The sequence below is a fragment of the Streptomyces sp. NPDC030245 genome, from assembly GCF_055572995.1.
The window spans coordinates 174,926-199,007 of sequence record NZ_JBVICF010000001.1 but is presented as its reverse complement, the minus strand read 5'-3'; the positions used below and the strand labels follow the sequence as shown (position 1 = coordinate 199,007).

Genomic DNA, 24,082 nt, shown 5'->3' with positions numbered 1-24,082 from the left:
GAAGCGGCGGCGCTCCACTCCCACCGGCCCCGCCCCCTCCAAAGCCCCCCACATCTGACCGACTCGCACCTGACCTTCCGTCAGATTGAAACGTGTTCTACCCTGCCTCCGTCCCGGCAGCTGCCACCGGCGAGGATGTGCAGGGAGATCGCGATGGGGATCGGAATCACGCGGGAACAAGGGGAGTTGGCGTCGGCGGTACGCGGCTGGATCGCCCGCGCGGCCCCCCGCGAACAGACACGCAAGCTGCTCGACGCCGCCTCTCCGGCCGCCTCATCACCTTGTCAGGGCCGGGCGGGCCCCGCGTCCGCCGGTGCCCGCCCCACCCACTGGGACGGGCTCGCCGAACAAGGGCTCCTCGGGCTGCACCTGCCCGAGGAGTGCGGCGGTGGGGGCGGGGGGCTCCTCGATCTTGCCGTGGTTCTTGAAGAGGCGGCGTGGGGGGCGTTGCCCGGGCCCTTTCTGGCGAGTTCCCTCGCCTCGTCGGTGCTGCGGCGCGCCGGTGCGGGGGCGCTCGTCGGTGACCTGGCCCGTGGTGTCCGGGTCGGCGCCGTCGCCCTGGACGCGGGGGGCCTCACCGCCGTCCCCGGACCCGGCGGGTACGTGCTCGACGGCACGGCGCCGCCCGTTCTCTCCGGTGGTGAGGCCGACCTGATCGTCCTCGCCGCCGCCTCCGCGACGGGCCCGGTGTGGCTGGCCGTCGACGCCGCCGCGCTGACCGTGCGTACCCACCGGAGCGCCGACCCGACCAGGCCCACCGCCGAAGTGACCGCACGGGCCGCGCACGTCCCCGAGGACCGGCTCCTCGCCGTGGACACCGAGGCCGTCCGCGACCTGGCGGCCGCCGTCCTGGCCGCCGACGCCTGCGGCACCGCGGCGTGGGCGCTGCACACCGCGGCCGAACACGCCAGGTCCCGCAAGCAGTTCGGGCGCCCCATCGGACAGTTCCAGGGCGTCAAGCACCTCTGCGCCGACATGCTGCTCCGCGTCGAGCAGGCCCGCGCCCTGGCCTGGGACGCGGCCCGCGCGGCCGACGACCCGGAGCTGCCGGACGACGTACGGGGCCTGGTCGCCGCCCTCGCCGCGGGCACGGCCCTGGACGCCGCGTACTCCTGCGCCAAGGACTGCGTGCAGATCCTCGGCGGCATCGGCTTCACCTGGGAGCACGACGCCCACCTCTACCTGCGCAGGGCCGTCGTCGCGCGGCAGCTGCTCGGCGCGGGCGACGCCCACCGGCTGCGGGCCGTGCGGCTCGCGGAAGGCGGCGCGCGGCGCGAACTGCGCCTGGAACTCCCCGCGGAGGCGGCGGCGCAGGCGGCGGACTGCCGCACCCGGGCCCGCGCGGCCATCGCCCCGGCCCGCGGCCTCGCCCCCGACGCCGCCCGCAAGGCACTCGCCCCCACCGGTTACGCGGCCCCACACCTCCCCGAACCGTACGGACTCGGCGCCGGGCCCGTCGAACAGCTTGTCATCCAGGAGGAGTTGCAGGCGGCGGACGTGAAGCTCGCCGATCTCGGCATCGCGACCTGGGTGGTCCCCTCCCTCCTCGCGTACGGCACCGACGCGCAGCGCGAGCGCTACCTCGCGCCCACCCTGCGCGGCGAGCTGCTGTGGTGCCAGCTCTTCAGTGAGCCGGACGCGGGCTCCGACCTCGCCGCACTGCGCACGCGCGCCGAACGCGTCGACGGGGGATGGCGCGTCAACGGCCAGAAGGTGTGGACGAGCGCGGCCCAGTGGGCCGACCACGGCATCCTCCTCGCCCGTACGAACCCGTCGGCGCCCAAGCACAAGGGGCTGACGTACTTCCTCGTCGACATGAAGAACACCCCGGGCATCGACGTCCGGCCCCTCAAGGAGATCACCGGCGACTCCCTCTTCAACGAGGTGTACATCGACGACGTGCCGCTCCCCGCGGACGCGGTCGTCGGACAGGTCGACGACGGCTGGCGGGTCGCCCGCGACACCCTCGGCAACGAACGCGTCCACATGGCCGACCAGTTGACCTTCGACACCGGACTCGAAGCGCTCATCGCCCGCGCAGGCGAGCTGGACGGCGCGTACCGCGCGCGCATCGGGGCGCTCGCCGCCGAGGCCCACGCGCTCGCCTGCATCGGCCTGCGCACCACGACGCGGCAGGTCGCGGGCGCGGAGCCGGGCGCGGGCGCCGCCGTCCGCAAACTCGTCCAGACCCAGCACCAGCAGAAGGTCGCCGAGCTCGCCCTCGAACTCCTCGGGGCGGCGGGCGCGGTGCGCGAGGGGCCGGGGGAGCGGGCGCTGCACGGCTTCCTGATGTCGCGCTGCCTGACGATCGCGGGCGGCACCACACAGGTCCAGCTCAATGTCGTCGCCGAGCGAATCCTCGGCCTGCCGAGGGACTGAGCCGAGGGACTGAGCCGAGGGACTGAGCCGAGGGACCAAGGAGTGCGCATCTCATGAAGAGTTACGTCGTCGGTGTCGGGATGACCAGGTTCGAGAAGCCCGAGACGCGGGACTGGCAGTACTGGGACATGGCGAAGGAGGCCGGCGACAAGGCGCTCGCGGACGCCGGGATCACGTACGACCGGATCGAGCAGGCCGCCGTCGGCCACTGCTTCCAGGCCTCGACGGCGGGCCAGCGCGCCGTCTACGAACTGGGCCTCACCGGCATCCCCGTCTACAACGTCAACAACAACTGCGCGACCGGGTCGACCGCGCTGACGATGGCGCGCCAGTTCGTCGAGGGCGGCCTGAGCGACTGCGTGCTCGCGCTCGGCTTCGAGAAGATGACGCGCGGGGCGCTCGGGGGCGGGGCCGGGGCCGAGGGCGACTTCGCGACGTCCCCCGTCGCCCGCCACTACGGCATCATGGCCGCGCGCCACGGCTTCGAGATGACCCCGCCGACCGCGCAGATCTTCGGCAACGCGGCCCGCGAGCACATGGAGCGGTACGGCACGACCGAGGCGCAGCTCGCCGCGGTCGGCGCCAAGAACCACCGGCACTCGGTGCACAACCCCCACGCCCAGTTCCAGGACGCGTACACCGTCGACGAGGTCCTCGCCGCCAGAACCGTCCACCGCCCCCTCACCAAGCTCCAGTGCTCCCCGACGTCGGACGGTTCGGCGGCGGCGGTCGTGGCCTCCGAGCGGTTCGTGGAGCGGCACGGCCTCGCGGGCCGCGCCGTGGAGATCGCCGCCCAGGCCATGACCACCGACACCGGCGAGTCCTTCGCCTCCGGGTCGTGCGTCGACGCCGTCGGACAGCCGATGTCGCGGGAGGCGGCGCGCCAGGTGTACGAGAGGTCGGGGCTCGGCATCGAGGACGTGGACGTCGTCGAGCTGCACGACTGCTTCTCGATCAACGAACTCCTGACGTACGAGGCGCTCGGCATGTGCGCGCCCGGCGAGTCGGGCAAGCTCGTCGAGAGCGGCGCGACGACGTACGGCGGGCGCTGGGTGGTGAACCCCTCCGGCGGCCTCATCTCCAAGGGCCACCCGCTGGGCGCGACCGGCATCGCGCAGGTCGCCGAGGTGACCTGGCAGCTGCGCGGCGAGGCGGGGGCGCGCCAGGTCGAGGGGGCGCGGGTGGGGCTCGCGCACAACATCGGCCTCGGCGGGGCGGCGGTGGTGACGCTCCTGCGCGGGTAGGACGCGTAGGACGCCCGGACGGGAAAGGGGAGCGGGAGGGCCGTTCGACCTAGGCCTGTCGGACCAGGACGGGGGGAGCGAATGCCCGATGCGGCGCTCGAATCCCGCTTGAGAGGATGACTGTCATGGTCCAGACGCCCTCCACCACTTACCCAGCCGGCAAGGCTCCCGCATCCGCTCCCACCGGGCCCGGCCGCTCGGCCAAGAAGTCCGTCCCGGTGTGGGCGGTGCTGCTCACCGCCTGCGCCGGTCAGTTCCTGGTCGTCCTCGACGTGTCCGTGGTGAACACCGCACTGCCGTCGATGCGCGCCGACCTGGGCATGAGCGCCATCGGCCTGCAATGGGTCGTCAACGCCTACTCCATAGCCTTCGCCGGCTTCATGCTGCTCGGCGGGCGGGCCGGGGACCTCTTCGGACGCAAGCGCATGTTCCTGGTGGGGCTCGGTCTCTTCACCGCGGCCTCCCTCGGCGGCGGCCTCGCGCAGGCCGAGTGGCAGCTGCTCGTGGCGCGGGCCGTGCAGGGCCTCGGCGCCGCCGTCCTCGCGCCGTCGACCCTGACGATCCTCACCTCCGCGGTGCCCGAGGGCCCGGCGCGGGCGCGGGCCATCGGCGTCTGGTCGGCGGTCGGCGCGGGCGGCGGCGCGGCGGGCGGACTGGTCGGCGGCGTCCTGACCGACCTGCTCTCCTGGCGCTGGGTGCTCCTGATCAACGTGCCGGTCGGCGCCCTGGTGATCGTCGCGGGCCTGGCCTGGCTCACCGAGAGCAGGGCCGACCGGACGCGCCGCCTGGACGTGCCGGGCGCGGTCCTCGTCACGGCCGGACTCGCCACCCTCGCGTACGGCATCGTGCAGACCGAGGAGAAGGGCTGGACGGCCGCCCCGACCCTCGTGCCCCTGGCGGCCGGGCTCGCGCTCCTCGCGGCCTTCCTCGTCGTGGAGGCGCGCACGAAGGCGCCGCTGATGCCGCTGAAGCTGTTCAAGGTGCGGACGGTGTCGGCGGCGAACGCCGCGATGTTCGTGTGCGGCGGCGGCATGTTCGCCATGTGGATGTTCATGACGCTCTACAGCCAGAACGTCCTCGGCTACTCCCCGCTGACGGCGGGCCTCGCCCTCATGCCGTCCTCGCTCACCGTCGTCCTCGGCTCGATGCTCGCGCCGCGCCTGATGCCGGTGCTCGGCGCGAAGAACGTCTCCGTCCTCGGCATCCTGGTGGCCGCCGCGGGCTTCGGCTGGCAGTCGCTGGCGATGACGGTCGACGGGGCGTACGTGACATCGATCCTGCTGCCCGGCATGGCGATGATGCTCGGCGCGGGCCTCGCCACGACGCCGCTCGCCTCGCTCGCCACCTCGGGCGCGGCGGCGGGCGACGCGGGACTCGTCTCCGGCCTGGTCAACACCTCCCGCACGATGGGCGGCGCGCTCGGCCTCGCGGTGCTGTCCACGGTCGCCGCCGCGCAGATGCACGGCTCGGCGTCACGGCAGGCGCTCACCGACGGCTACGCGACGGCGTTCCGGACGAGCGGGTTCATCCTCCTTGCGGGTGTGGTGGTGCTGCTCCTGTGGATGCCGGGCCGACGGGTTGCCGCGCAGCAGCAGCGGGATTCCGCTTCCGCCCAGAAGTCAGGGGTGGAGGTGGAGGGGTAAGAGGCAGGGGGGCAGGGGGTCACAACCACCCCTGCTGCCGGGCCTCCCGCACCGCCTCCATCCGGTTGCGCGTCCCCGTCTTGCCGATCGCGGCGGACAGATAGTTCCGCACCGTCGACTCCGACAGGTGCAGCCTGCCCGCGATGTCGGCGACCGTGGCGCCGTCCACGGAAGCCTTGAGGACGTCCGCCTCGCGGCCGGTCAGGGGGTTCGGCCCCGCGCTCAGCGCAGCCGCGGCGAGCGCCGGGTCGATCACCGTCTCGCCCCGCAGCGCCCGCCGGACCGCCTCCGCGAGCTCCTCGACGGGCCCGTCCTTGACCAGGAAGCCGACCGCGCCCGCCTCCATGGCGCGGCGCAGATAGCCGGGCCTGCCGAAGGTCGTGAGGATCAGCACCCGGCAGTCCGGGCACTCCTCGCGCAGCTCGGCCGCGGCGTCCAGACCGCTGCGGCCCGGGAGCTCGATGTCGAGCAGCGCCACGTCCGGACGGGCGGTGAGCGCCGCGTCGACGATCTCGTCACCCGCCCCGACCTGCGCGACGACCTCGATGTCCGCCTCAAGGCCGAGCAGCAGCGCGAGCGCGCCCCGCATCATGCCCTGGTCCTCGGCGAGGAGAACCCTGATGGATCTGGCGGGGCGGTGGTCCTGCGGCATCTCTTCCACGGGAGAAGGGTATGACGGGCAGTCAGGCGGCCGGGGCGGCCGGGACAGGAGCGAGCTCGGTGGCCGGCAGGACCGCCGTGACGCGGAAGCCGGTGCGGGGGGCCGGGCCCGAGGTGAGGGAGCCGCCCGCTGCCGCGAGGCGCTCGGCCAGGCCCGTCAGCCCGCTGCCGGGCGCCCCGGCGCCCATGCCGCGGCCGTCGTCCGTGATGTGCAGGCGGGTCCGGTCCGGGGTGCCGGTGACCTCGATCTCGCAGCGGGTGGCGCCGGAGTGGCGTACGACGTTGGTGGCGGACTCGCGGACCACCCAGCCGAGGAGCGCCGCGGTCTGCGGGGCGAGGGGCGGACCCGACTGGCGTACGACCGTGTCGATGCCCGCCGCGCCGAGCAGATCGCGGGCGCGGTCGAGCTCCGTGGCGAGGCTGCCCTCGCGGTAGCCCGTCACGGCCTCGCGGATCTCGGTGAGCGCCTGCCGGCCGACGGACTCGATGTCGGCGACCTGGCCGAGCGCCGCGTCCAGGTCGCGGGGCGCCAGCCGGCGGGCGGCCTCCGCCTTGACCACGATCACGGAGAGCGTGTGGCCGAGCAGGTCGTGCAGGTCCCGGGAGAAGCGGAGTCGTTCCTTCTCGACGGCGGAGCGGGCCAGTTCCTCACGGGTGTCGCGCAGTTCACGGACTGCTTCGGACAGGGAGAGGATCGCGGCGGTCACCATGGTGGAGAGGAACGTGCCGTAGGCGATGTTCACCGCGTCCCAGCCGTCCCGGAAGCCGCCGATGACACCGGCGAGTGTGCTCAGGCCCAGGCCGGCGGCGCCGAGGGCGCGCCCCCGCACGACGGCTCCGGTGGCGAGACCGAGGAGGGGGAAGAACATCAGCCAGTTGCCGCCGTAGCCCGCGGCGAGGGCGACGGTGAGCGCGGCCAGGGCGCCGAGGGCCCGGAAGGTGGCGGGTGCGGTGCGCTTCTCCTTGTCGAAGGCGCGGAACACGACGGCGATGTAGAGGGAGTTGAAGGCGAGCAGGCCCACGCCCGCGATCCACGGGTTGGGGGTCCTCCCCTGGAGGAGGTGCGAGAAGGCGCCCATGCCCATGAGCAGCCAGGGCAACAGGACGAAGCCGGTGGGCGGCGGGCCCGGCCGCTCGGTGTCCTTCCCGGCCCTGCGGCACTCCCGCCGGTCGCTCCTGGCCCACCGGGAGGGCCTGTTCTTCCAGGGCATGTCCACGTTCCTCGTCCTCCGGCTCCTGCGGCTCTCGCGACTCCGACCTTACGAATCCGGGGCGGGCGGCGGCAGATGCGGTTGTACGGGTCCGGCCGGTACGAATGTCACCGGTACGGCATGGGACCCGGGATCTGACGTCGCGTCAGGAGGGTTCACAAGTGGTGGGGGCTCGGCTATACATGGGATCGCCGGACTGGAACGCGTTCTAGAACCGGCCGGTTCCGCGGGCCCTTCGCGGGCCGGTCGCCGGCCCTGTCACGACCTCGGTGCGGCCGACGGTGCGGACGGTCGCACCGAGGTCTTCTCCCGTCGGCCCAAGGAGCTGCCCCCCGATGCCCATCGACGCCGAGAAGGCCATGGCCGCCGAGCCCCGGTCCGCCGAGATCGTCTGGGACCACAAGGACGTCCAGCTCTACCACCTGGGCCTCGGCGCCGGACTGCCCGCCACGGACCCGGCCGAGCTGCGCTACACCCTGGAGTCCAGGCTGCACGTCCTGCCCAGCTTCGCCACCGTCGCGGGCGCTGGCATGGGCGTCGTCGGCGGGCTCTCCGCGCCCGGCATCGAGGTCGACCTGACCGCCGTCCTGCACGGCGGTCAGAGCATCACGCTGCACCGCCCCATCCCGGTCCGGGGCAAGGCCGTCACGACGTCCCGGGTCGCCGCGGTGTACGACAAGGGGAAGGCCGCCATCCTCGTCCTGCGCTCCGACGTCGCCGACGACGAGGGGCCGTTGTGGACCAGTGACGCGCAGATCTTCGTACGAGGCGAGGGCGGGTTCGGCGGTGATCGCGGGCCCTCCACCCGTGTCCCCGCGCCCGAGGGCGAGCCCCACCTGGAGGTCGAGCGCCCCGTCCGCGAGGACCAGGCGCTCCTCTACCGCCTCTCCGGGGACTGGAACCCGCTGCACGCCGACCCGGAGTTCGCCGCGCTCGCCGGCTTCGACAAGCCGATCCTGCACGGCCTGTGCACCTACGGAATGACACTCAAGGCCGTCGTCGACACCCAGCTCGGCGGCGACGTGACCCGGGTCCGCGGCTACAGCACCCGCTTCACCGGCGTCGTCTTCCCCGGCGAGACGCTGCGGATCCGCATGTGGCGCACCGAGGGCCGCGTCCAGGCCACGGTCACGGCGGTCGAACGGGACGACGCGCCGGTCCTCGCCGACACCGTCGTCGACCACGCGTGACCAGCCAGTGAGAGGAGCCGCACCATGCGCGCAGCCGTACTGCACGAGACAGGCCAGGAGAAGCTCGAAGTCCTCGACGACCTGGAGACGGCGGGCTTCGGTCCCGGCAAGGTGAAGATCCGGGTCCGGGCCACCGGGCTCTGCCACTCCGACCTCTCGGCGATGAGCGGCGTACTGCCGCAGCCCGCCCCCTTCGTCCCCGGCCACGAGGGCGCCGGCGAGATCATCGACGTCGGCGACGGCGTGAGCGGCCTAGCCCAGGGCGACCGGGTCCTCCTGTGCTGGCTCCCCGCCTGCGGCACCTGTCCCGCCTGCAAGCGCGGCCAGACCCACCTGTGTCTCGCCGGGTTCATGAACGCGGGCACCCCCAACTTCAAGCGCCCCGGCGGTGACGTCTTCGGCTTCGCGGGCACCGGCACGTTCGCCGAGGAGGTCGTCGTCGACGCCGGGTGCGCCGTGCCGATCCCGGACGACGTGCCCTTCGACATCGCGGCGCTGATCGGCTGCGGCGTGACGACGGGGCTCGGCGCGGCCGTCAACACGGCGGACGTGGCGGTCGGTTCGTCGGTCGCCGTGATCGGCTGCGGCGGTGTCGGGATCTCCGCGATCCAGGGCGCCCGGCTCAAGGGCGCGGCGCAGATCGTCGCGGTCGACCCGGTCGCCTCGCGCAGGGAGGCGGCGCTCGCGTTCGGCGCCACGGAGGCGGTGTCACCGGACGAACTGGCCGACGCCAAGCAGCGGATCACCGCGGGCGAGGGCTTCGACTACGTCTTCGAGGTCGTCGGCAAGTCGGCCACGACCCGCACGGCGTACGAGACGACGCGGCGCGGCGGCACGCTCTGCGTCGTCGGGGCCGGCGCCATGGACGACCAGGTGCAGCTCAACATGTTCGAGCTGTTCTTCGACGAGAAGCGCATCCTGCCCTCCATGTACGGGGGAGGGGACGTCCTCACCTCGTACGAGCGGGCCATCGCGCTGTGGCGTGCGGGCCGCATCGACCTGGCGGGCCTGATCACCCACCGCGTGCAGCTCGCCGAGGTCAACGAGGCGCTCGACCAGATGCGCACGGGCGCCGCCCTGCGCACCTGCATAGAGATCTGACCCGTGCCCAGAGACCTGACCCGCCGATCCGATCCGCTCCGAGCGTCGAGAGGACTTTGATGTCACTGCCACTTGAGGGCCTGTCCGCGATCGTCACCGGTGCGGGCCGCGGACTCGGCCGGGCCGAGGCGCTGGAACTGGCCCGGCTCGGCGCGAGCGTCGTCGTCAACGACTTCGGGCAGCCGGGACGCGACGGCTCGGGCGAGGCGTCGGCGGCGCCCGCCGAGGAGGTCGCGGCCGAGATCAGGGCCGCGGGCGGGCAGGCCGTCGCCCACACCGGCGACGTCGCGGATTACGAACAGGCCCGCGGACTGGTGCGCTCGGCGATCGAGACGTACGGAAAGCTCGACATCCTGGTCAACAACGCGGGCATCCTGCGCGACCGGATGATCTTCTCGATGACCGAGTCCGAGTGGGACTCGGTGATCCACGTCCACCTCAAGGGCCACTTCAACATGACCCACTTCGCGTCGGCGCACTGGCGCGAGCGCTCCAAGGCGGCGGGCGGCCCGGTCCACGGCCGGATCGTCAACACCTCCTCCGAGGCCTTCCTCGCCGGGTCGGCGGGCCAGCCCAACTACGCGGCGGCGAAGGGCGGCATCGTCGGCCTGACGACGTCGACGGCGCTGGCCCTCGCCAAGTACGGGGTGACCGCCAACGCCATCTGCCCCCGGGCCCGTACGCGGATGACGGAGGACGTCTTCGCCGGGTTCGAGGAGCCGTCGGACGGGCGTCTCGACCCGCTGGCGCCCGAGCATGTCGCGCCGCTGGTGGGATATCTGGCGTCACCCGCCGCGGGCCGGGTCAACGGGCAGCTGCTCGTGGTCCACGGCGGCATGGTCGCCGTCGTCGAGCGGCCCAGGGTGGCGGCGAAGTTCGACTCGGCGAAGGAGACGTTCACCTACGACGAACTGGACGAGGCGCTCTCCTCCTACTACGCGGACCGCCCGGCGAACGAGACGTTCGCGGCGGCCGAGGTCCTGGGCCTCAGGCGGGGCTGAGCGGAGCCGAGCCCGGCTGAGCCAGCGGTCCAGAGGGCCGACGGAGAAAGGCCCCGCCCCCGTGCCGCTCGTGACGGCGCGGGGGCGAGACCTTGTCGCAACGGGCGACCCGACGTCAGGACTGCTGGTCCTGCCTGCGGTGCCGCCCCCGCGGCGCCGTCGCCTCGTCGTGCTCGGCGACCGGTCCCCGGTGCTTGCCGGCGCCGGCGTGCGCGCCGGTGGGCACGCTCGTCGGCCGCTGTGGTGCGGTGTTCTGCTGTGTCTCCGTGACGGTCTCGGTCATAGTCAAGCCATTCACCCCGTAAAGAAGATCGTTCGTACAGCCGGGCGAGTCTAACCGCCCGCCGTCCGCCCGCCGAGGGGTGCCTGTTGCAGCGGTACGGGGCGTGCCGCCGCGGGCTTCGGGGGGTGCGCCGGAGGTGGCTGCGGGGCGGGTGGGGCGCCGGCCTCCGGGGGCGCGCCGGCGGCGGGCGGTGCGGGTTCGGGGACGGGCGCGGGTGCGGGTGCGGGGACGGGCGGTGCGGGACTCTTCACGCGGGCCACCCCGCACGGGACCGCGTGCGTCGCGTACGGCAGACACAGGGTGCCGTCCCGCGTCCACCACCCCGACCCGGTCAACCACCCGGGGGGCGCGGCCAGTTGCTGCACCTGCCGCCGGCCGGGCCGCCACAGCCCGAGCCAACTGTTACCGCCACCACCGCCTCCACCGGCCGCCGGGCCGTCGATCCGCAGCGCCACCCCGCAGGACTCCGGCGTGAGCACCTGCCCCGGCTGGATCGCGAACGGCGTCGCCGTCAGACCCGGCAGCCGCAGGCTCTCGGGGAAACGGACCGGCCGCGTACCGCCGAGGACGCCCCAGCCCATGCGGTGCTCGCCCGGGGCGTCGGAGCGGATGAGGAGCAGACCGCTGTCCGCGTCGGCGAGCAGCAGCCGGTCGTCGCTGTCCTCGGCGATCTGAAGCAGCGGGGAGACCTCGCCGCCGCGCTCCAGATCCACCGCGACCGTCTTGGTGCGGCCGTCCAGCTCGCGGTCGAGTGCGAGCATCCGGTCCGTGCCGTCCAGCCAGACACCGCCCGAGCACCGCCCCGGCACCTCGGCGACGTGCTCGGGCCCGAAGGTGCCGCCCGCCACCAGCCAGACGTCCGAGGCGCCCGCGCCGGGCGCCAGGGCGTACGCGCGCGTCCCGCCCGGCGCGGGCGGCAACAGGCTCAGCTCCCCGCACTCCACGGCCCCCAGCGGCACCTCACCGGTGGCCGGGCCCGTCGGGTACAGCAGGGCGAAGGTGTGCCGCTCGCCCACCACGCGGTGGATGAGGACACGGCCGTCGGCCATCGGGAGCACCTCCGTGGCCGGTTCCTCGGGCTGGTTGCCGGGCAGCGGCACGGCGTACGGCTCGGCGGAGCCGAGGGTCCAGCGTTCGGGGTACCAGGAGTCCGGCGGGCCGGCGGCGCGGGTGAGGCGCGCGGCGTACGACCCGTCCGCCGCGATCGTGCACCCCGCGGCGCGGACGGGGACACGGACGCGGACGCGGGCCCGGGGCGGTGTCGGCACGGGGGGCGCCGGTGGCGCCGGTGGTGCTGGTGGCGCTGTCATCGTGGATGTCACCTCCGGCCCCGAAGCTAGTTTTCGCACGCACTGACGTGGCACCGACGAGAGTCCACTTCACACAGAAGGGTGGAGATGTCCGGATTCGCCTGAGAGGGGAGGGGCGACTGTGCTGCGAGGGGGCTTTCCGTAGTGGTCCGGTAGCGGTACGTCACACTTGAACTGCCGGGCACGGCGGGAAGGTAGCCTTTCTTCGTGCCCCGTCTGTCTGAAGTCATCGCCGCGCTCGACGCCCTGTGGCCCGCCGAACTGGCCGAGAGCTGGGACGCGGTCGGCACGGTGTGCGGAGACCCCGGAGCGGAGGTCTCCCGGGTCCTCTTCGCCGTCGACCCCGTCCAGCAGATCGCCGACGAGGCGGTCGCGCTGGGAGCCCAGCTCCTGGTCACCCACCACCCCCTCTACCTGCGGGGTACGACGACGGTGGCGGCGTCCACCTTCAAGGGCCGCGTCGTCCACGACCTGATCAAGCACGACGTCGCGCTGCACGTCGCGCACACCAACGCCGACCGCGCCGACCCCGGGGTCTCCGACGCTCTCGCGGGCGCCCTCGACCTGCGCGTCGTGCGCCCCCTCGTGCCGGACCCCGCCGACCGGCACGGCCGCCGCGGCCTCGGCCGGATCTGCGAGCTCGACCACCCCCTCACCCTGAGCGAGCTGGCCGAGCGCGCCGCGAAACGGCTGCCCGCCACCGCGCAGGGCATCCGCGTCGCCGGCGACCCGGCGCAGCTGATCCGCACGGTCGCGGTCAGCGGCGGCTCCGGCGACAGCCTCTTCGACGACGTGCGCGCCGCCGGCGCCGACGCCTTCCTCACCGCGGACCTGCGCCACCACCCGGCGTCCGAGGCCCGCGAACGCACGCCTCTCGCGCTGCTCGACGCGGCGCACTGGGCCACCGAGTGGCCCTGGTGCGAGCTGGCCGCAGCCCAGCTCGACGAGATCTCCGACCGGAACGGATGGGGACTGCGCGTCCACGTCTCGAAGACGGTCACCGACCCCTGGACCGCCCACGCGGCGTCCGCGACTTCTGACACTTCTCAATCCTCTGGAGCCCCCAACTGAACGCCGCGCCCGCCGACCAGATCCGACTGCTCGACGTCCAGGCCCTGGACGTACGCCTTCAGCAGCTCGCGCACAAGAAGAAGTCCCTGCCCGAGCACGCCGAGCTCGAGTCGCTGAACAAGGACCTCACGCAACTGCGTGACCTGCTGGTCGCCTCGACGACCGAGGAGAGCGACTGCGCCCGCGAGCAGACCAAGGCGGAGCAGGACGTCGACCAGGTCCGGCAGCGCGCGGCCCGCGACCAGCAGCGCCTGGACTCCGGCGCGGTCACCTCCCCCAAGGACCTGGAGAACCTCCAGAAGGAGATCGTCTCGCTCGCCAAGCGCCAGGGCGACCTGGAGGACGTCGTCCTCGAGGTCATGGAGCGCCGCGAGGCCGCCCAGGAGCGGGTCGCCGAGCTCACGGAGCGGGTCTCCTCGGTCCAGGCCAAGATCGACGACGCGACGGGCCGCCGGGACGCCGCGTGCGAGGAGCTCGACGGCGAGGCCGCCACCCTCGGCAAGGAGCGCGAGGTCGTGGCGGGTTCGATCCCGGCCGACCTGCTCAAGCTCTACGACAGGCTGCGCGAGAAGCAGGGTGGCATCGGCGCCGCCAAGCTCTACCAGCGCCGCTGCGAGGGCTGCCGCCTCGAACTCGACATCACCGAGGTCAACGAGGTGAAGGCCGCGTCCCCGGACACCGTGGTGCGCTGCGAGAACTGTAGCCGCATCCTGGTCCGTACATCCGAGTCCGGCCTCTGAGGACCCTCTCCCCCCTTAAGGACCCTCCGCACATGCGCGAGTTCATCGTCGAGGCCGACGGCGGCTCCCGGGGCAACCCGGGGCCCGCGGGCTACGGCTCGGTCGTCATCGACGCGGCGACGGGGGAGACCCTGATGGAGGCCGCGGAGTACATCGGCGTCGCGACGAACAACGTCGCCGAGTACAAGGGCCTCGTGGCGGGCCTGACGGCGGCCCACCAGCTGGACCCGGCCGCCTCGGTGCACGTCCGCATGGACTCCAAGCTCGTCGTCGAGCAGATGTCGGGCCGCTGGAAGATCAAGCACCCCGACATGAAGCCGCTCGCGGCACAGGCCGCGCGGATCTTCCCCGCCTCCCGGGTGACGTACGAGTGGATCCCCCGCGACCGCAACAAACACGCGGACCGCCTCGCCAACGAGGCGATGGACGCGGGCAAGCGGGGGGAGCGGTGGACGCCGTCGGCATCCACCGCCGACCTCGACATGTCGGCGGCGCGGGCGGCGGCCGGGGGCCCGCAGGGTGACGTGGTGGCGGGGTCGGCGCAGGGCCCGCCGGGGGACGCGGCGGCAGGAGCGGCGCTGGCGCGCGCGGCACTGGCGACGGGGCGCGGGGCGGCGGCGACGGATCGGGGTGCGGCGACTTCGGCCGGACGTGCCACTGCGGCCACGGGGGCCCCGGCTTCGGGGCAAGGCGCCTCGGGTACGGGTGCCTCGGGCTCGGGGGCCTCCGCTCCGGAGCGGGGCGCTTCGGGCTCCGGGGCCTCCGCCTCGGGCCGGGGCGCTTCACCTTCGGGGCCGGACGCTTCCGGCTCGGGTGCGGGTGTTTCGGAAGGCGCGGCTCCTGCGCGGAGCGACGACGCCTCGGGGTGGGCTGGCTCCGCGTCCGTTCCCTCTGGCGAGCCGGTTCCCGGGGCCGGGGCCGGGGCCGGGGCGGGGGGCCGCGGTGACGTCGGGGCGGCGCGCAGCGTCTCCGCTCCGCCCGTCGGCTGGGCCGCGCCCGCCGATCTCGGGGCGCCCGCGACCTTCGTTCTGCTGCGGCACGGCGAGACCGCGCTCACGCCGCAGAAGCGGTTCTCCGGGAGCGGCGGGTCTGACCCCGCCCTGTCGGACGTGGGGCGCGAGCAGGCCGAGCGGGCCGCGGCCGCCTTCGCCGCGCGCGGCACGATCCAGGCCGTCGTCTCCTCGCCGCTCAGGCGCTGCCAGGAGACGGCGCACACCGTCGCCGCCCGCCTCGGACTCGACGTACACCTCGAAGAGGGCCTGCGGGAAACGGACTTCGGGGCCTGGGAGGGTCTCACCTTCGGTGAGGCGCGCGAACGCCACCCCGAAGAGCTCAACGCCTGGCTCGCCTCGCCCGAGGCGGCACCGCCGGGAGGCGAGTCCTTCGCGGCGGTCGCCCGCCGGGTGGCGGCCGCGCGCGACCGGCTGATCGGCGCGTACGCGGGCCGCACGGTCCTGCTCGTCACGCACGTCACGCCCATCAAGACCCTGGTGCGGCTCGCGCTCGGCGCCCCGCCGGAGTCCCTGTTCCGCATGGAGCTCGCGGCGGCATCGGTCTCCGCCGTGGCCTACTACGCCGACGGCAACGCGTCGCTGCGCCTCCTGAACGACACGTCGCACCTGCGCTAGCGCAGGGCCGCCGCCTCGCGTGCCAGGGACTCGACGCGGTCCCAGTCCTTGGCCGCGACCGCGTCGGCGGGCAGCATCCAACTGCCGCCCACGCAGCCGACGTTCGGCAGCGCGAGGTAGGCCGGCGCGGTGCCGGCCGTGATCCCGCCGGTCGGGCAGAACCGGGCCTGGGGGAGCGGGGCGCCGAGCGACTTCAGGTAGGCGGTGCCGCCGGCCGCCTCCGCCGGGAAGAACTTCATCTCCCGTACGCCGTGTTCGAGGAGCGCCACGACCTCCGAGGTCGTCGAGACGCCCGGCAGGAACGGCACGCCGGAGCCCCGCATCGCCTCGAGCAGCGACTCCGTCCAGCCGGGGCTGACGAGGAAGCGGGCCCCCGCCTCCACGGACTCGGCGGCGTGCCGCGCCGTGATGACGGTCCCCGCGCCGACCACCGCGTCCGGCACCTCGGCGGCGATCGCCGAGATCGCGTCGAGCGCGACCGGCGTCCGCAGGGTCACCTCGATCGCGGGCAGCCCGCCCGCGACCAGGGCCCGCGCCATGGGCACGGCGTCCTGGAGATCCGAGACGACGACTACGGGGATGACGGGGGCGAGATCCAGTACGGAGGAGGTCATGAGGGCATCCTGCACCGGCGGGAGCAGCATGCGCAAAGGGTGTTGCGCATGCTGCAACAGAGCAGGGTTGCAGGGCGGGCTCCCCACGCCTGCCGCTCGCGGCCTTGTCCGGCCTGGCGATCGTCACCTTGCCGGCCGCCGCCCCCGGCGCCCGGCGCACGCACTGCTAACCGCAGTCCGCCGGTGGGCGGTTGCGGTGGCGTGGGTGTGACTGGCGGGGCGGGCGGGTGAGGGTGATCTGGCGGACCAGTTGCTGGAAGCACGCGAGGGTGGCCAGAGCGGGTAGCCCTGCGGCCAGGGCGTCGGCTGCCGTGTGCGGCGCTTGCGCCACGCACAGCGTCAGGGCGAGGCAGGAGAACAGCAGGACGACCGCCCAGGAGTGCACCGCGCGGCGCTGGTGGAGCGCGGCACGCAGGACGGACAGGGACGCGACCGACCAAGGACCGTAGACCAGCAGCGGCCACCATCTGACCGCGTCGCCGGCGGTGTGGTGCTCGGCGAGTCGGCGCAGGGAGTTGTAGCTGACGATGCCGCCGAACACGCAGACCATGGAGACGACGACGGCGGCCAGTGCCGCCAGGAGGAAGCTGGTGGTGCCCGCCGCTCCGGCCGTGCGCAGACGAGAACGTGAGCGGGCGCGTCGCCGGCGCCGACGCTGCGGTGGGGGCCGTAGCGGCGGCAGGTCGGCGGTGATCTCGACCAGGCCGGCGAGGGAACCACCGGGAGGGCCGGCAGGGGAATCGACGGGAGAGCCGACCGGGAAATCGACGGGAGAGCCGGCGAGGGAACCTGTGGGGAAGCCGGCGGGTGTTTCCTCGGCGGGCGGCTGCCTGACGTGCTCCGCAAGCGGCGGGTCGCCGGCACTGTCGTTCCTGGCGGCCTCGTGCAGCAGGTGGGCGAGCTCTTCCGCCGGATCCCAGACGACCTCCATCTGATCGAGCGGAGGCAGGAAGTGGTCCGTGGCCGTCTGCTTGCCGATGTAAAGGCCCGCGGGGGTGTCGGGCTCGGGCCGACTGTGCCGGCCACGGGTCTCACGCATGCCGGAGCTGCCGAAGGTCTCCGTGGTCCCCACGCTCCGTGTGTTCCTCGCCGCCGCGCGAGCCGCTCATCGGGCTCGGATACGCGGCTTCGATGCGCCTCAGCTCCGCCAGCAGGTCATCGAGGAGCGGTGCGGAATGCCGCAGGTCCACACACCGGCGGGTGTCGCTCAGTGTCGCGTTGGCATCATGGCCGGAGGCCGGCCTGAAGATCCAGGAGCCCATACGAACGGCCTTGGGGCCGTTGCCGGTTGAGCCAGTCAGGGAATTTCCCGGGGCGATCCGAACCCTTGCTTTCGTCATATTCCACCCAACGCATTCGCTTTACGGAGGATGCGTGGCATACGGGTGGGCGATGTGTCATATATAGGGCCTAAAAGCCTGGTCCGGAAGATTGAACGACGGGTTTTCAGTGGATCTCGCGCACCACCACGTCCAGCGCCCATGCCTTGCCCGCCTTGGCCGGCGCCTCCGCCTCCACCACGTGCCCCAGGTCGCGCAGCGCCTCGACCAGCTCGGCGGGGTCCTTCGGCTCGGTCCCGGTGGTCAGCAGGGAGCGGACGATGCGGCCCTTCGTCGCCTTGTTGAAGTGCGACACGACGGAGCGCTTCTCGGTGCCGGTCTTCTCGTCGAGCTGCGCGTGCAGCACGCGGACGGTCGCCGTCCGTCCGGCCAGTTCACCCTTCGGCTTCCACGCCGCCGCGTACGCGGACGACCGCAGGTCCAGGACGAGCCCGTCGCCGGCCGCCTCGGGCATGACGGAGGCCATCGGCGTACGCCAGTACGCGCCGAGGGCGCCGGTCCCCGGCAGCTTCACCCCCATCGAGCAACGGTAGGAAGGGATCCTGTCGCCCACGCCGACGGCGCCCCACAGGCCGGAGAAGACCAGCAGCGAGCGGGTGGCACGGCGCTTGGCGGCCGCGTCGAGGGAGGCCAGGCCGAGGGCGTCGTAGAGCACGCCCGTGTAGATCTGCCCGGCCGGACGGGCGCCGGCCGTGCGCAGCCCGGCGTTCTTCGCGACCTCGCCGCGCAGGCCTTCGCTGAGGCCGAGCACGGTGCGGGCCTTCTCCTCGTCCGCGGCGCACAGCTCGACGAGCTCGTCGAGAACGGCCTGCCGCGCGTCGGTGAGCCCCGGCAGCGACAGGGAGCCCAGGTCGAGGGGGGCACCCCGGCCGGAGGAAGCCTTGCCTTCGGACGGCGGCAACAGGACGAGCACGATCGGACTCCTTAAGCGGTACGGGGGAGGGGTGCGGCCCCTGCGAAAGCGTACGGGGGCGTGGGTGTGCGTGCCGGGAGGGGCCTTCGGGCCTACGCTCGGTGCATGCCTCGTCGTCGTTTTCGAGTGACCGCCGCAGCCGACGCCCCGCTGCGCACCGCGCTGCGCGAGCTGCGTACGAGACTGGACGTGCCCGGCGAGTTCCCCGCCGAGGTCCTCGCGGAGGCGGAGCGCGCCGCCGCCGCGCCCCGGCTGCCGGAGTACGACGCCACGGACATCCCCCTCTTCACCGTCGACCCGCCCGCCTCCGTCGACCTGGACCAGGCCATGCACCTGGCGCGGCGCGACGGCGGCGGCTTCCGGGTGCGGTACGCGATCGCCGACGTGGCCGCGTACGTCGCGCCGGGCGGGCCGCTGGACGCCGAGGCGCACCGGCGGGTGACGACCCTCTACTTCCCCGACGGGAAGGTCCCCCTGCACCCCGCCGCGCTGAGCGAGGGCGCCGCCAGCCTGCTGCCGGGCCAGAGCTGTCCCGCCGTGCTGTGGACCATCGACCTCGACGCGGACGGGCGTGCCGAGGCGACCGACGTACGCCGGGCCCTCGTACGCAGCCGGGCGAAGCTCGACTACGAAGGCGTGCAGAAGGCCATCGACGGCGGCACCGCGGAGGAACCCGTCGCGCTGCTGCGGGACATCGGGCTGCTCCGCGAGCGGCAGGAGGTCGAGCGGGGCGGGATCTCGCTCGGGGTGCCCGAGCAGGAGATCGTCGAGCGCGACGGAGCGTACGAGCTCACCTTCCGCGCCCCGCTCCCCGCCGACGGCTGGAACGCGCAGATCTCGCTGCTCACCGGCATGGCCGCCGCCGAGCTCATGATCGCCTCGGGGGCGGGCATCCTGCGGACGCTGCCCAGCGCCCCCGACGGAGCCGTGGGCCGGCTGCGCCGCACCGCCGCGGCCCTGCACATCGACTGGCCCCACCACATGCCGTACGCACGGCTCGTCCGCTCCCTCGACCCGCGCGAGCCGCACCACGCGGCCTTCCTCCAGGAGTGCACGACGCTGCTGCGCGGCGCGGGCTACACGCCGTTCAGCGGCGGCCGGATCCCCGACCTCACCACCCACGCCGCGGTCGCCGCCCCCTACGCCCACTGCACCGCGCCCCTGCGCCGCCTCGTCGACCGCTACGCCGCCGAGCTCGCCCTCGCCGCCTGCGCGGACGTGCCGCCCCCGGAGTGGGTCCTCGCCGCCCTGGACGAGCTGCCCGAGGAGATGGCGGACGGGGCGCGGCGCGGCAACACCGTGGAGCGGGAGTGTGTGGACATCGTCGAGGCCGCGCTGCTGAAGGAGCGGGTCGGGGAGCTCTTCGACGCGGTGGTGGTGGACGTGAAGGAAGGCGAACCCACGTCCGGCACCGTGCAGTTGACCGAACCGGCGATCGTGGCCCGTATCGTGGGCGGCACGGCGGAGCTGCCGTTGGGGGAGCGGGTGAGGGTCCGGCTCACCCGGGCCGACCCCGGCACGGCGAAGGTGCGGTTCGCACCCGCGTGAGGGCGGTCGGCCGAGCACCACGGGGGGAGCGGCCACATGGACCGGGAAGCGACGCCGGCGCGTTCGCGCGAGCTGGCGGTGTGGGCCCGCGCCCCCGTCGGACCCCACGGCCAGACCCTCGACCTGCTCACCGCACGCTTCGACCGGCACCGCTACGCACCGCACTGCCACGAGGAGTTCGCCGTCGGCGTCGGCGTCGGCGGCTCGGAGGTCATCGACTACCGCGGCGGCCGGCTCGACATCGGGCCGGGCTCCATCGTCGTCCTCGCCCCCGGCGAGGTGCACACCGGCGGCCCCGGCGCGACCGGCGGCTACGCCTACCGCGCCATGTACCCGTCGATGTCCCTCCTCGGCGAGGGCACCGCGACCCCGCCGCACTTCCGCGACCCGGTCCTCGACGACCCCGACCTCGCCGCCGCCCTGCGCGCCGCGCACACCGGACTGAGCGCCCACGCCGACCCGCTGGAGGCCGAGTCCCGCATCCCGTGGCTGCTCGCCGCCCTCGCCCGCAGACACGGCACCGCCCGGCCCCTCGACGACCGGGTGCCCGGCGCCGACCGCATCGCCCGCGCCGTGCGCGACCGCCTCGCGGACGAGCTCCTCGCCCCGCCCACCCTCGCCGAACTCGCCGCGCCGCTCGGCCTCTCCCGCTACCAGCTCCTGCGCGCCTTCCGTACGTCGACGGGGATGCCGCCCTACGCCTGGCTCGCCCAGCACCGCGTGCAGCGGGCCCGCGCCCACCTGGAGGCGGGCCTGCGCCCGGCCGAGGCGGCGTCCCTGGTGGGCTTCGCCGACCAGGCGCACCTCACGCGCTGGTTCCGCAGGGTGCTCGGGGTGACCCCGGCGGCGTACCGCAACAGCGTTCAAGACGCGGGGCGCCGCCGCGGCCGAGACTCCCCGCATGACGGCACGCGGCTGGTTCCTCTTCTCACTCATGGGAGTCCTCTGGGGCATCCCGTACCTCATGATCAAGGTGGCGGTCGACAGTGACCTGTCGCCGTCGATGGTGGTCTTCACGCGCTGCGCGCTGGGCGCGGCGCTGCTGCTGCCCTTCGCGGTGCGCCAGGGCGGACTGACCCGCGTACTGCGGACGCACTGGCGCCCCATGCTGGTGTTCGCCGCGGTGGAGATCCTCGGCCCGTGGTGGACCCTGACCGACGCCGAGCGCCGCATCTCCAGCTCCACGGCCGGGCTCCTCATCGCCGCCGTGCCGATCATCGGCGCGCTCCTCGCCCGCTTCTTCGGCGACACGGAACGCCTGGGCCCGCGCCGCCTCACCGGCCTGGGTCTTGGCCTCGCGGGCGTGGCGGTGCTGACCGTGCCGCATGTGACGGGCGGCGACGCGTGGTCCCTGACGGAGGTCATGCTCACCGCGCTCGGGTACGCCATCGCCCCGCTGATCGTCGCCCGCCACCTCCGCGGGATCCCGACCCTGCAACTGATCGCACCCTGCCTGACCCTGGCCGCGCTGGTCTACGCCCCCGCGGCGGCGGCCACCTGGCCGGAGGCGATGCCCGACAGCCACACGCTGCTGTCCCTCGCGGGCCTCGGCGTCATCTGCACGGCCCTGGCCTTCGTCGTCTTCCTCGAACTGATCCGGGAGGCGGGTCCGACGAGGGCGGTGGTCTTCACCTACGTCAACCCGGCGGTCGCGGTGGCGGCGGGCGTCACCTTCCTCTCGGAGCCCCTCACGGCGGAGGTCGTGGCGGCCTTCGCGCTGATCCTCGCGGGCTCGTTCCTGGCGACGGGGACGGCGACGGCGGCCGCGGGGCCGGGCCGGGGGACCCGACGGGTAACATGGTCGGCACGGCAGACGAGCCGGGCGGGCGGCCGCGTGAAGACCCCTTCGGGGGACCTTCCCGAGGAACGTCCGGGCTCCACAGGGCAAGGTGGTGGCTAACGGCCACCCGGGGTGACCCGCGGGACAGTGCCACAGAGAACAGACCGCCGGAGGCCTCGGCCCCCGGTAAGGGTGAAACGGTGGTGTAAGAGACCACCAGTGCCCAGGGTGACCTGGGCAGCTAGGTAAACCCCACCTGGAGCAAGGTCAAAAGGAGCGCCGTGAAAAGCGCTCTGCGCGGACGTTCGAGGGCTGCCCGCCCGAGTCCGCGGGTAGACCGCACGAGGCCGGCAGCAATGCCGGCCCTAGATGGATGGCCGTCACCGCGACGTCCGTGAGGACCCGCGGGACAGAACCCGGCGTACAGCCCGGCTCGTCTGCCCCACCCGTTCCGGCCCGGCCGGAGCGGAGCTCCACTGCGGTCCGCGCCCGCCGGGCCGAAGCCTGCCGGGCCTTCCTCGGTACGCGTACGTTCCCGATGCGGAAGGCCCGCCATGACCCACCAGGACTCCTCCTTCGCCGGCCTCGACCTGCCGGCCCCCCTGCTGCGGACGCTCACCGCGCTCGGCGTGACCGAGCCCTTCCCCATCCAGGCCGCGACCGTGCCCAGCGCCCTCGCGGGGCGCGACGTCCTGGGCCGCGGACGCACCGGGTCCGGCAAGACGCTCGCCTTCGGGCTGCCGCTGCTCGCGCGGACCGCCGGGCGGCGCGCCGAGGCCAAGGAGCCGCTCGCGCTGGTCCTCGTACCCACCCGTGAGCTCGCCCAGCAGGTCACCGAGGCCCTCACGCCGTACGCCGAGGCGCTGCGGCTGCGGATGGCCTCGGTCGTCGGCGGTGTGTCGATCAGCCGGCAGATCGCCGCGCTGCGCGACGGCGTCGAGGTCGTCGTCGCCACCCCGGGGCGGCTGCACGACCTCGTCGAGCGCAGGGCGTGCCGCCTGGGACGGGTGCGGATCACCGTCCTCGACGAGGCCGACCAGATGTGCGACATGGGTTTCCTGCCGCAGGTCACGGAGGCCCTCGACCAGGTGCGCCCGGACGGCCAGCGCATGCTGTTCTCGGCCACCCTGGACCGTGACGTCGACCAGCTGGTCAGCGACTACCTCCACGATCCCGTCGTCCACGAGGTCGACCCGTCCGCGGGCGCGGTCACGACGATGGACCACCACGTCCTGGTCGTCCACGGCCCCGACCGGTACGCCGTCACCACGGAGATCGCCGCCCGCGACGGCCGCGTCCTGCTGTTCCTCGACACCAAGCACGCCGTCGACCGGCTCACCCAGCACCTGCGGGACAGCGGGGTGCACGCCGCCGCCCTGCACAGCGGCAAGTCCCAGCCGCAGCGCAGCAGGACGCTCGCGCAGTTCAGGGGCGGCCAGGTCACCGCCCTCGTGGCGACCAACGTCGCGGCCCGCGGGCTGCACGTCGACGACCTCGACCTGGTGGTCAACGTCGACCCGCCGACCGACCCCAAGGACTATCTGCACCGCGCGGGCCGCACGGCCAGGGCCGGCGAGTCCGGCCGCGTGGTCACCCTGGTGCTGTCCGCCCAGCGCCGCGAGATGAGCCAGTTGCTGGCCGAGGCCGGCGTCGAGCCGACGGTCACCAAGGTCCGCTCGGGCGAGGCGGAGCTGACCCGGATCACCGGGGCGAAGGCCCCCTCGGGCACCCCGCTCGACGGCGGCCCCGGCACGGCCCGCCCCAAGAACGTCAACACGCCCTTCCGGGGCCTCGGCACCAGCAAGGACCCCTCGCGCGGCAGGAGCGGCGGGGGCGGCGCAGGCGGCACGGGTGGCGCGGGCGGCGCTACGGGTGGGAAGTCCCGCAAGTCCAGCGAGGCCCGCAAACTCGCGGAGGCGCGGAGGGCGGCGCGGGTGCGGCGCGGGGGCTGACGGTCAACAGCCCTCGGTGCGGCTGAGGTGGATCAGATGAGCCACCGTGGGCGCCGTGCGCTTGCTGCGGATGCGGCGCAGGTATGTGCTCACGGTGTGCACGCTGATGCCCAGACGTCTGGCGATCTGCTTGTGGGAGAGGCCTGCCGCTATGTGGGCCAACACCTGACGCTCCCTGTGGGACAACGCCGGTGCGTTCTGCGGGCGGCTGTCTACTGGCATCTTCCCTCCGGGAGGGATTGTCAACACGTACAGCGGCTGTGGCCGCAACGTGATCTAACCACGGTCGTGGAGAAACAGAAAGGAATCCCCGCATACCCAGGGGAAACGCTGCGCTACTGAGCGCCACCGGCGGTGTCAAGTCCCCAATTCGGGTGACTGTAGGCGTGGATCGGTGCGGGCGAGTGTGAAGGCGGTCTCGGCTGAGCGGCAGCCGTGCACGTTCTGAATGGCAGCCCGGCGCGGACCAGGGGG

The 24,082-nt window shown here is 73.7% G+C and carries 20 protein-coding genes, 1 other RNA gene and 1 pseudogene; 14 read left to right on the top strand and 8 right to left on the bottom strand.

Annotation, left to right across the window (positions count from 1 at the left end):
* Positions 1-153: 153 nt before the first annotated feature.
* From ACZ4Z4_RS00835 to ACZ4Z4_RS00825, 3 genes are all read left to right on the top strand, one after another.
* Positions 154-2,379 (top strand): acyl-CoA dehydrogenase, encoded by a 2,226-nt coding sequence (locus tag ACZ4Z4_RS00835; protein ID WP_468320322.1) that lies wholly within the window; start codon positions 154-156, stop codon positions 2,377-2,379.
* Between the two features lie 53 nt (positions 2,380-2,432).
* Positions 2,433-3,623 (top strand): lipid-transfer protein, encoded by a 1,191-nt coding sequence (locus tag ACZ4Z4_RS00830; protein ID WP_468320320.1) that lies wholly within the window; start codon positions 2,433-2,435, stop codon positions 3,621-3,623.
* Positions 3,624-3,739: 116 nt separating this feature from the next.
* Positions 3,740-5,266, top strand: a complete 1,527-nt coding sequence (locus ACZ4Z4_RS00825) for an MFS transporter (RefSeq protein ID WP_468320317.1) — start codon at positions 3,740-3,742, stop codon at positions 5,264-5,266.
* A 19-nt stretch (positions 5,267-5,285) separates the two neighbouring features.
* Here ACZ4Z4_RS00825 and ACZ4Z4_RS00820 read toward each other — a convergent pair whose 3' ends face one another.
* Together ACZ4Z4_RS00820 and ACZ4Z4_RS00815 are read right to left on the bottom strand one after the other, a co-directional pair.
* Positions 5,286-5,918, bottom strand: a complete 633-nt coding sequence (locus ACZ4Z4_RS00820; protein WP_468322031.1) for a response regulator — start codon at positions 5,916-5,918, stop codon at positions 5,286-5,288.
* A gap of 31 nt (positions 5,919-5,949) precedes the next feature.
* Complete coding sequence (locus ACZ4Z4_RS00815; protein WP_468320314.1) at positions 5,950-7,137, bottom strand: sensor histidine kinase; 1,188 nt, start codon at positions 7,135-7,137, stop codon at positions 5,950-5,952.
* Between the two features lie 335 nt (positions 7,138-7,472).
* On the opposite strand from ACZ4Z4_RS00815, the gene ACZ4Z4_RS00810 reads away from it, so the two are divergent.
* The 3 genes from ACZ4Z4_RS00810 to ACZ4Z4_RS00800 are packed head-to-tail and all read left to right on the top strand — an operon-like array spanning position 7,473 to position 10,429.
* Positions 7,473-8,327 (top strand): MaoC/PaaZ C-terminal domain-containing protein, encoded by an 855-nt coding sequence (locus tag ACZ4Z4_RS00810; RefSeq protein ID WP_468320312.1) that lies wholly within the window; start codon positions 7,473-7,475, stop codon positions 8,325-8,327.
* 24 nt (positions 8,328-8,351) lie between these two features.
* Positions 8,352-9,428 (top strand): Zn-dependent alcohol dehydrogenase, encoded by a 1,077-nt coding sequence (locus ACZ4Z4_RS00805; RefSeq protein WP_468320311.1) that lies wholly within the window; start codon positions 8,352-8,354, stop codon positions 9,426-9,428.
* Between the two features lie 59 nt (positions 9,429-9,487).
* Positions 9,488-10,429 carry a 3-oxoacyl-ACP reductase gene (locus tag ACZ4Z4_RS00800; RefSeq protein WP_468320309.1) on the top strand — a complete coding sequence of 314 codons (942 nt, stop codon included), beginning with the start codon at positions 9,488-9,490 and terminating at the stop codon, positions 10,427-10,429.
* A 115-nt stretch (positions 10,430-10,544) separates the two neighbouring features.
* Here the strand turns inward: ACZ4Z4_RS00800 and ACZ4Z4_RS00795 are convergent, their stop codons facing one another.
* Both ACZ4Z4_RS00795 and ACZ4Z4_RS00790 read right to left on the bottom strand, forming a co-directional pair.
* Complete coding sequence (locus ACZ4Z4_RS00795; RefSeq protein WP_468320306.1) at positions 10,545-10,718, bottom strand: hypothetical protein; 174 nt, start codon at positions 10,716-10,718, stop codon at positions 10,545-10,547.
* 44 nt (positions 10,719-10,762) lie between these two features.
* Positions 10,763-12,022 carry a hypothetical protein gene (locus ACZ4Z4_RS00790; protein ID WP_468320304.1) on the bottom strand — a complete coding sequence of 420 codons (1,260 nt, stop codon included), beginning with the start codon at positions 12,020-12,022 and terminating at the stop codon, positions 10,763-10,765.
* 207 nt (positions 12,023-12,229) lie between these two features.
* Here ACZ4Z4_RS00790 and ACZ4Z4_RS00785 point away from each other — a divergent pair, with 207 nt between their 5' ends.
* The 3 genes from ACZ4Z4_RS00785 to ACZ4Z4_RS00775 are packed head-to-tail and all read left to right on the top strand — an operon-like array spanning position 12,230 to position 15,461.
* Positions 12,230-13,093, top strand: a complete 864-nt coding sequence (locus tag ACZ4Z4_RS00785) for a Nif3-like dinuclear metal center hexameric protein (RefSeq protein WP_468320301.1) — start codon at positions 12,230-12,232, stop codon at positions 13,091-13,093.
* Positions 13,090-13,833 (top strand): zinc ribbon domain-containing protein, encoded by a 744-nt coding sequence (locus tag ACZ4Z4_RS00780; protein ID WP_468322028.1) that lies wholly within the window; start codon positions 13,090-13,092, stop codon positions 13,831-13,833. The genes ACZ4Z4_RS00785 and ACZ4Z4_RS00780 overlap by 4 nt, the downstream gene beginning before the upstream one ends.
* Positions 13,834-13,865: 32 nt before the next feature.
* Entirely contained in the window at positions 13,866-15,461 is a 1,596-nt protein-coding gene (locus ACZ4Z4_RS00775; protein WP_468320299.1) for a bifunctional RNase H/acid phosphatase, read from the top strand.
* On the opposite strand, the gene ACZ4Z4_RS00770 is transcribed toward ACZ4Z4_RS00775, so the two are convergent.
* From ACZ4Z4_RS00770 to yaaA, 3 genes are all read right to left on the bottom strand, one after another.
* Positions 15,458-16,075, bottom strand: coding sequence for a bifunctional 4-hydroxy-2-oxoglutarate aldolase/2-dehydro-3-deoxy-phosphogluconate aldolase (locus ACZ4Z4_RS00770; RefSeq protein WP_468320296.1), 618 nt, complete (start codon positions 16,073-16,075; stop codon positions 15,458-15,460). The two genes, ACZ4Z4_RS00775 and ACZ4Z4_RS00770, sit on opposite strands and share 4 nt — an antisense overlap.
* A 166-nt stretch (positions 16,076-16,241) precedes the next feature.
* Positions 16,242-17,147, bottom strand: a complete 906-nt coding sequence (locus tag ACZ4Z4_RS00765) for a DUF2637 domain-containing protein (protein WP_468320293.1) — start codon at positions 17,145-17,147, stop codon at positions 16,242-16,244.
* Between the two features lie 374 nt (positions 17,148-17,521).
* Positions 17,522-18,328: a peroxide stress protein YaaA gene (gene yaaA, locus ACZ4Z4_RS00760; RefSeq protein ID WP_468320291.1), complete on the bottom strand. Its 807-nt coding sequence runs from the start codon at positions 18,326-18,328 to the stop codon at positions 17,522-17,524.
* A gap of 105 nt (positions 18,329-18,433) precedes the next feature.
* Between yaaA and ACZ4Z4_RS00755 the strand changes: the two genes are divergently transcribed.
* The 5 genes and pseudogenes from ACZ4Z4_RS00755 (at position 18,434) to ACZ4Z4_RS00735 (ending at position 23,608) form a co-directional block, all read left to right on the top strand.
* Complete coding sequence (locus ACZ4Z4_RS00755) at positions 18,434-19,876, top strand: RNB domain-containing ribonuclease (RefSeq protein WP_468320289.1); 1,443 nt, start codon at positions 18,434-18,436, stop codon at positions 19,874-19,876.
* Between the two features lie 36 nt (positions 19,877-19,912).
* Positions 19,913-20,866, top strand: coding sequence for a helix-turn-helix domain-containing protein (locus tag ACZ4Z4_RS00750; RefSeq protein WP_468320286.1), 954 nt, complete (start codon positions 19,913-19,915; stop codon positions 20,864-20,866).
* Positions 20,778-21,560 (top strand): annotated as a pseudogene (locus tag ACZ4Z4_RS00745) (DMT family transporter); the annotation flags it as partial. The gene ACZ4Z4_RS00750 and the pseudogene ACZ4Z4_RS00745, both read left to right, overlap by 89 nt.
* A 130-nt stretch (positions 21,561-21,690) precedes the next feature.
* Positions 21,691-22,096, top strand: an RNA gene (rnpB, locus tag ACZ4Z4_RS00740) — RNase P RNA component class A.
* Between the two features lie 114 nt (positions 22,097-22,210).
* Positions 22,211-23,608 carry a DEAD/DEAH box helicase gene (locus ACZ4Z4_RS00735; protein WP_468320283.1) on the top strand — a complete coding sequence of 466 codons (1,398 nt, stop codon included), beginning with the start codon at positions 22,211-22,213 and terminating at the stop codon, positions 23,606-23,608.
* Positions 23,609-23,611: 3 nt separating this feature from the next.
* On the opposite strand, the gene ACZ4Z4_RS00730 is transcribed toward ACZ4Z4_RS00735, so the two are convergent.
* Entirely contained in the window at positions 23,612-23,830 is a 219-nt protein-coding gene (locus ACZ4Z4_RS00730; RefSeq protein WP_362994646.1) for a response regulator transcription factor, read from the bottom strand.
* Positions 23,831-24,082: the final 252 nt, after the last annotated feature.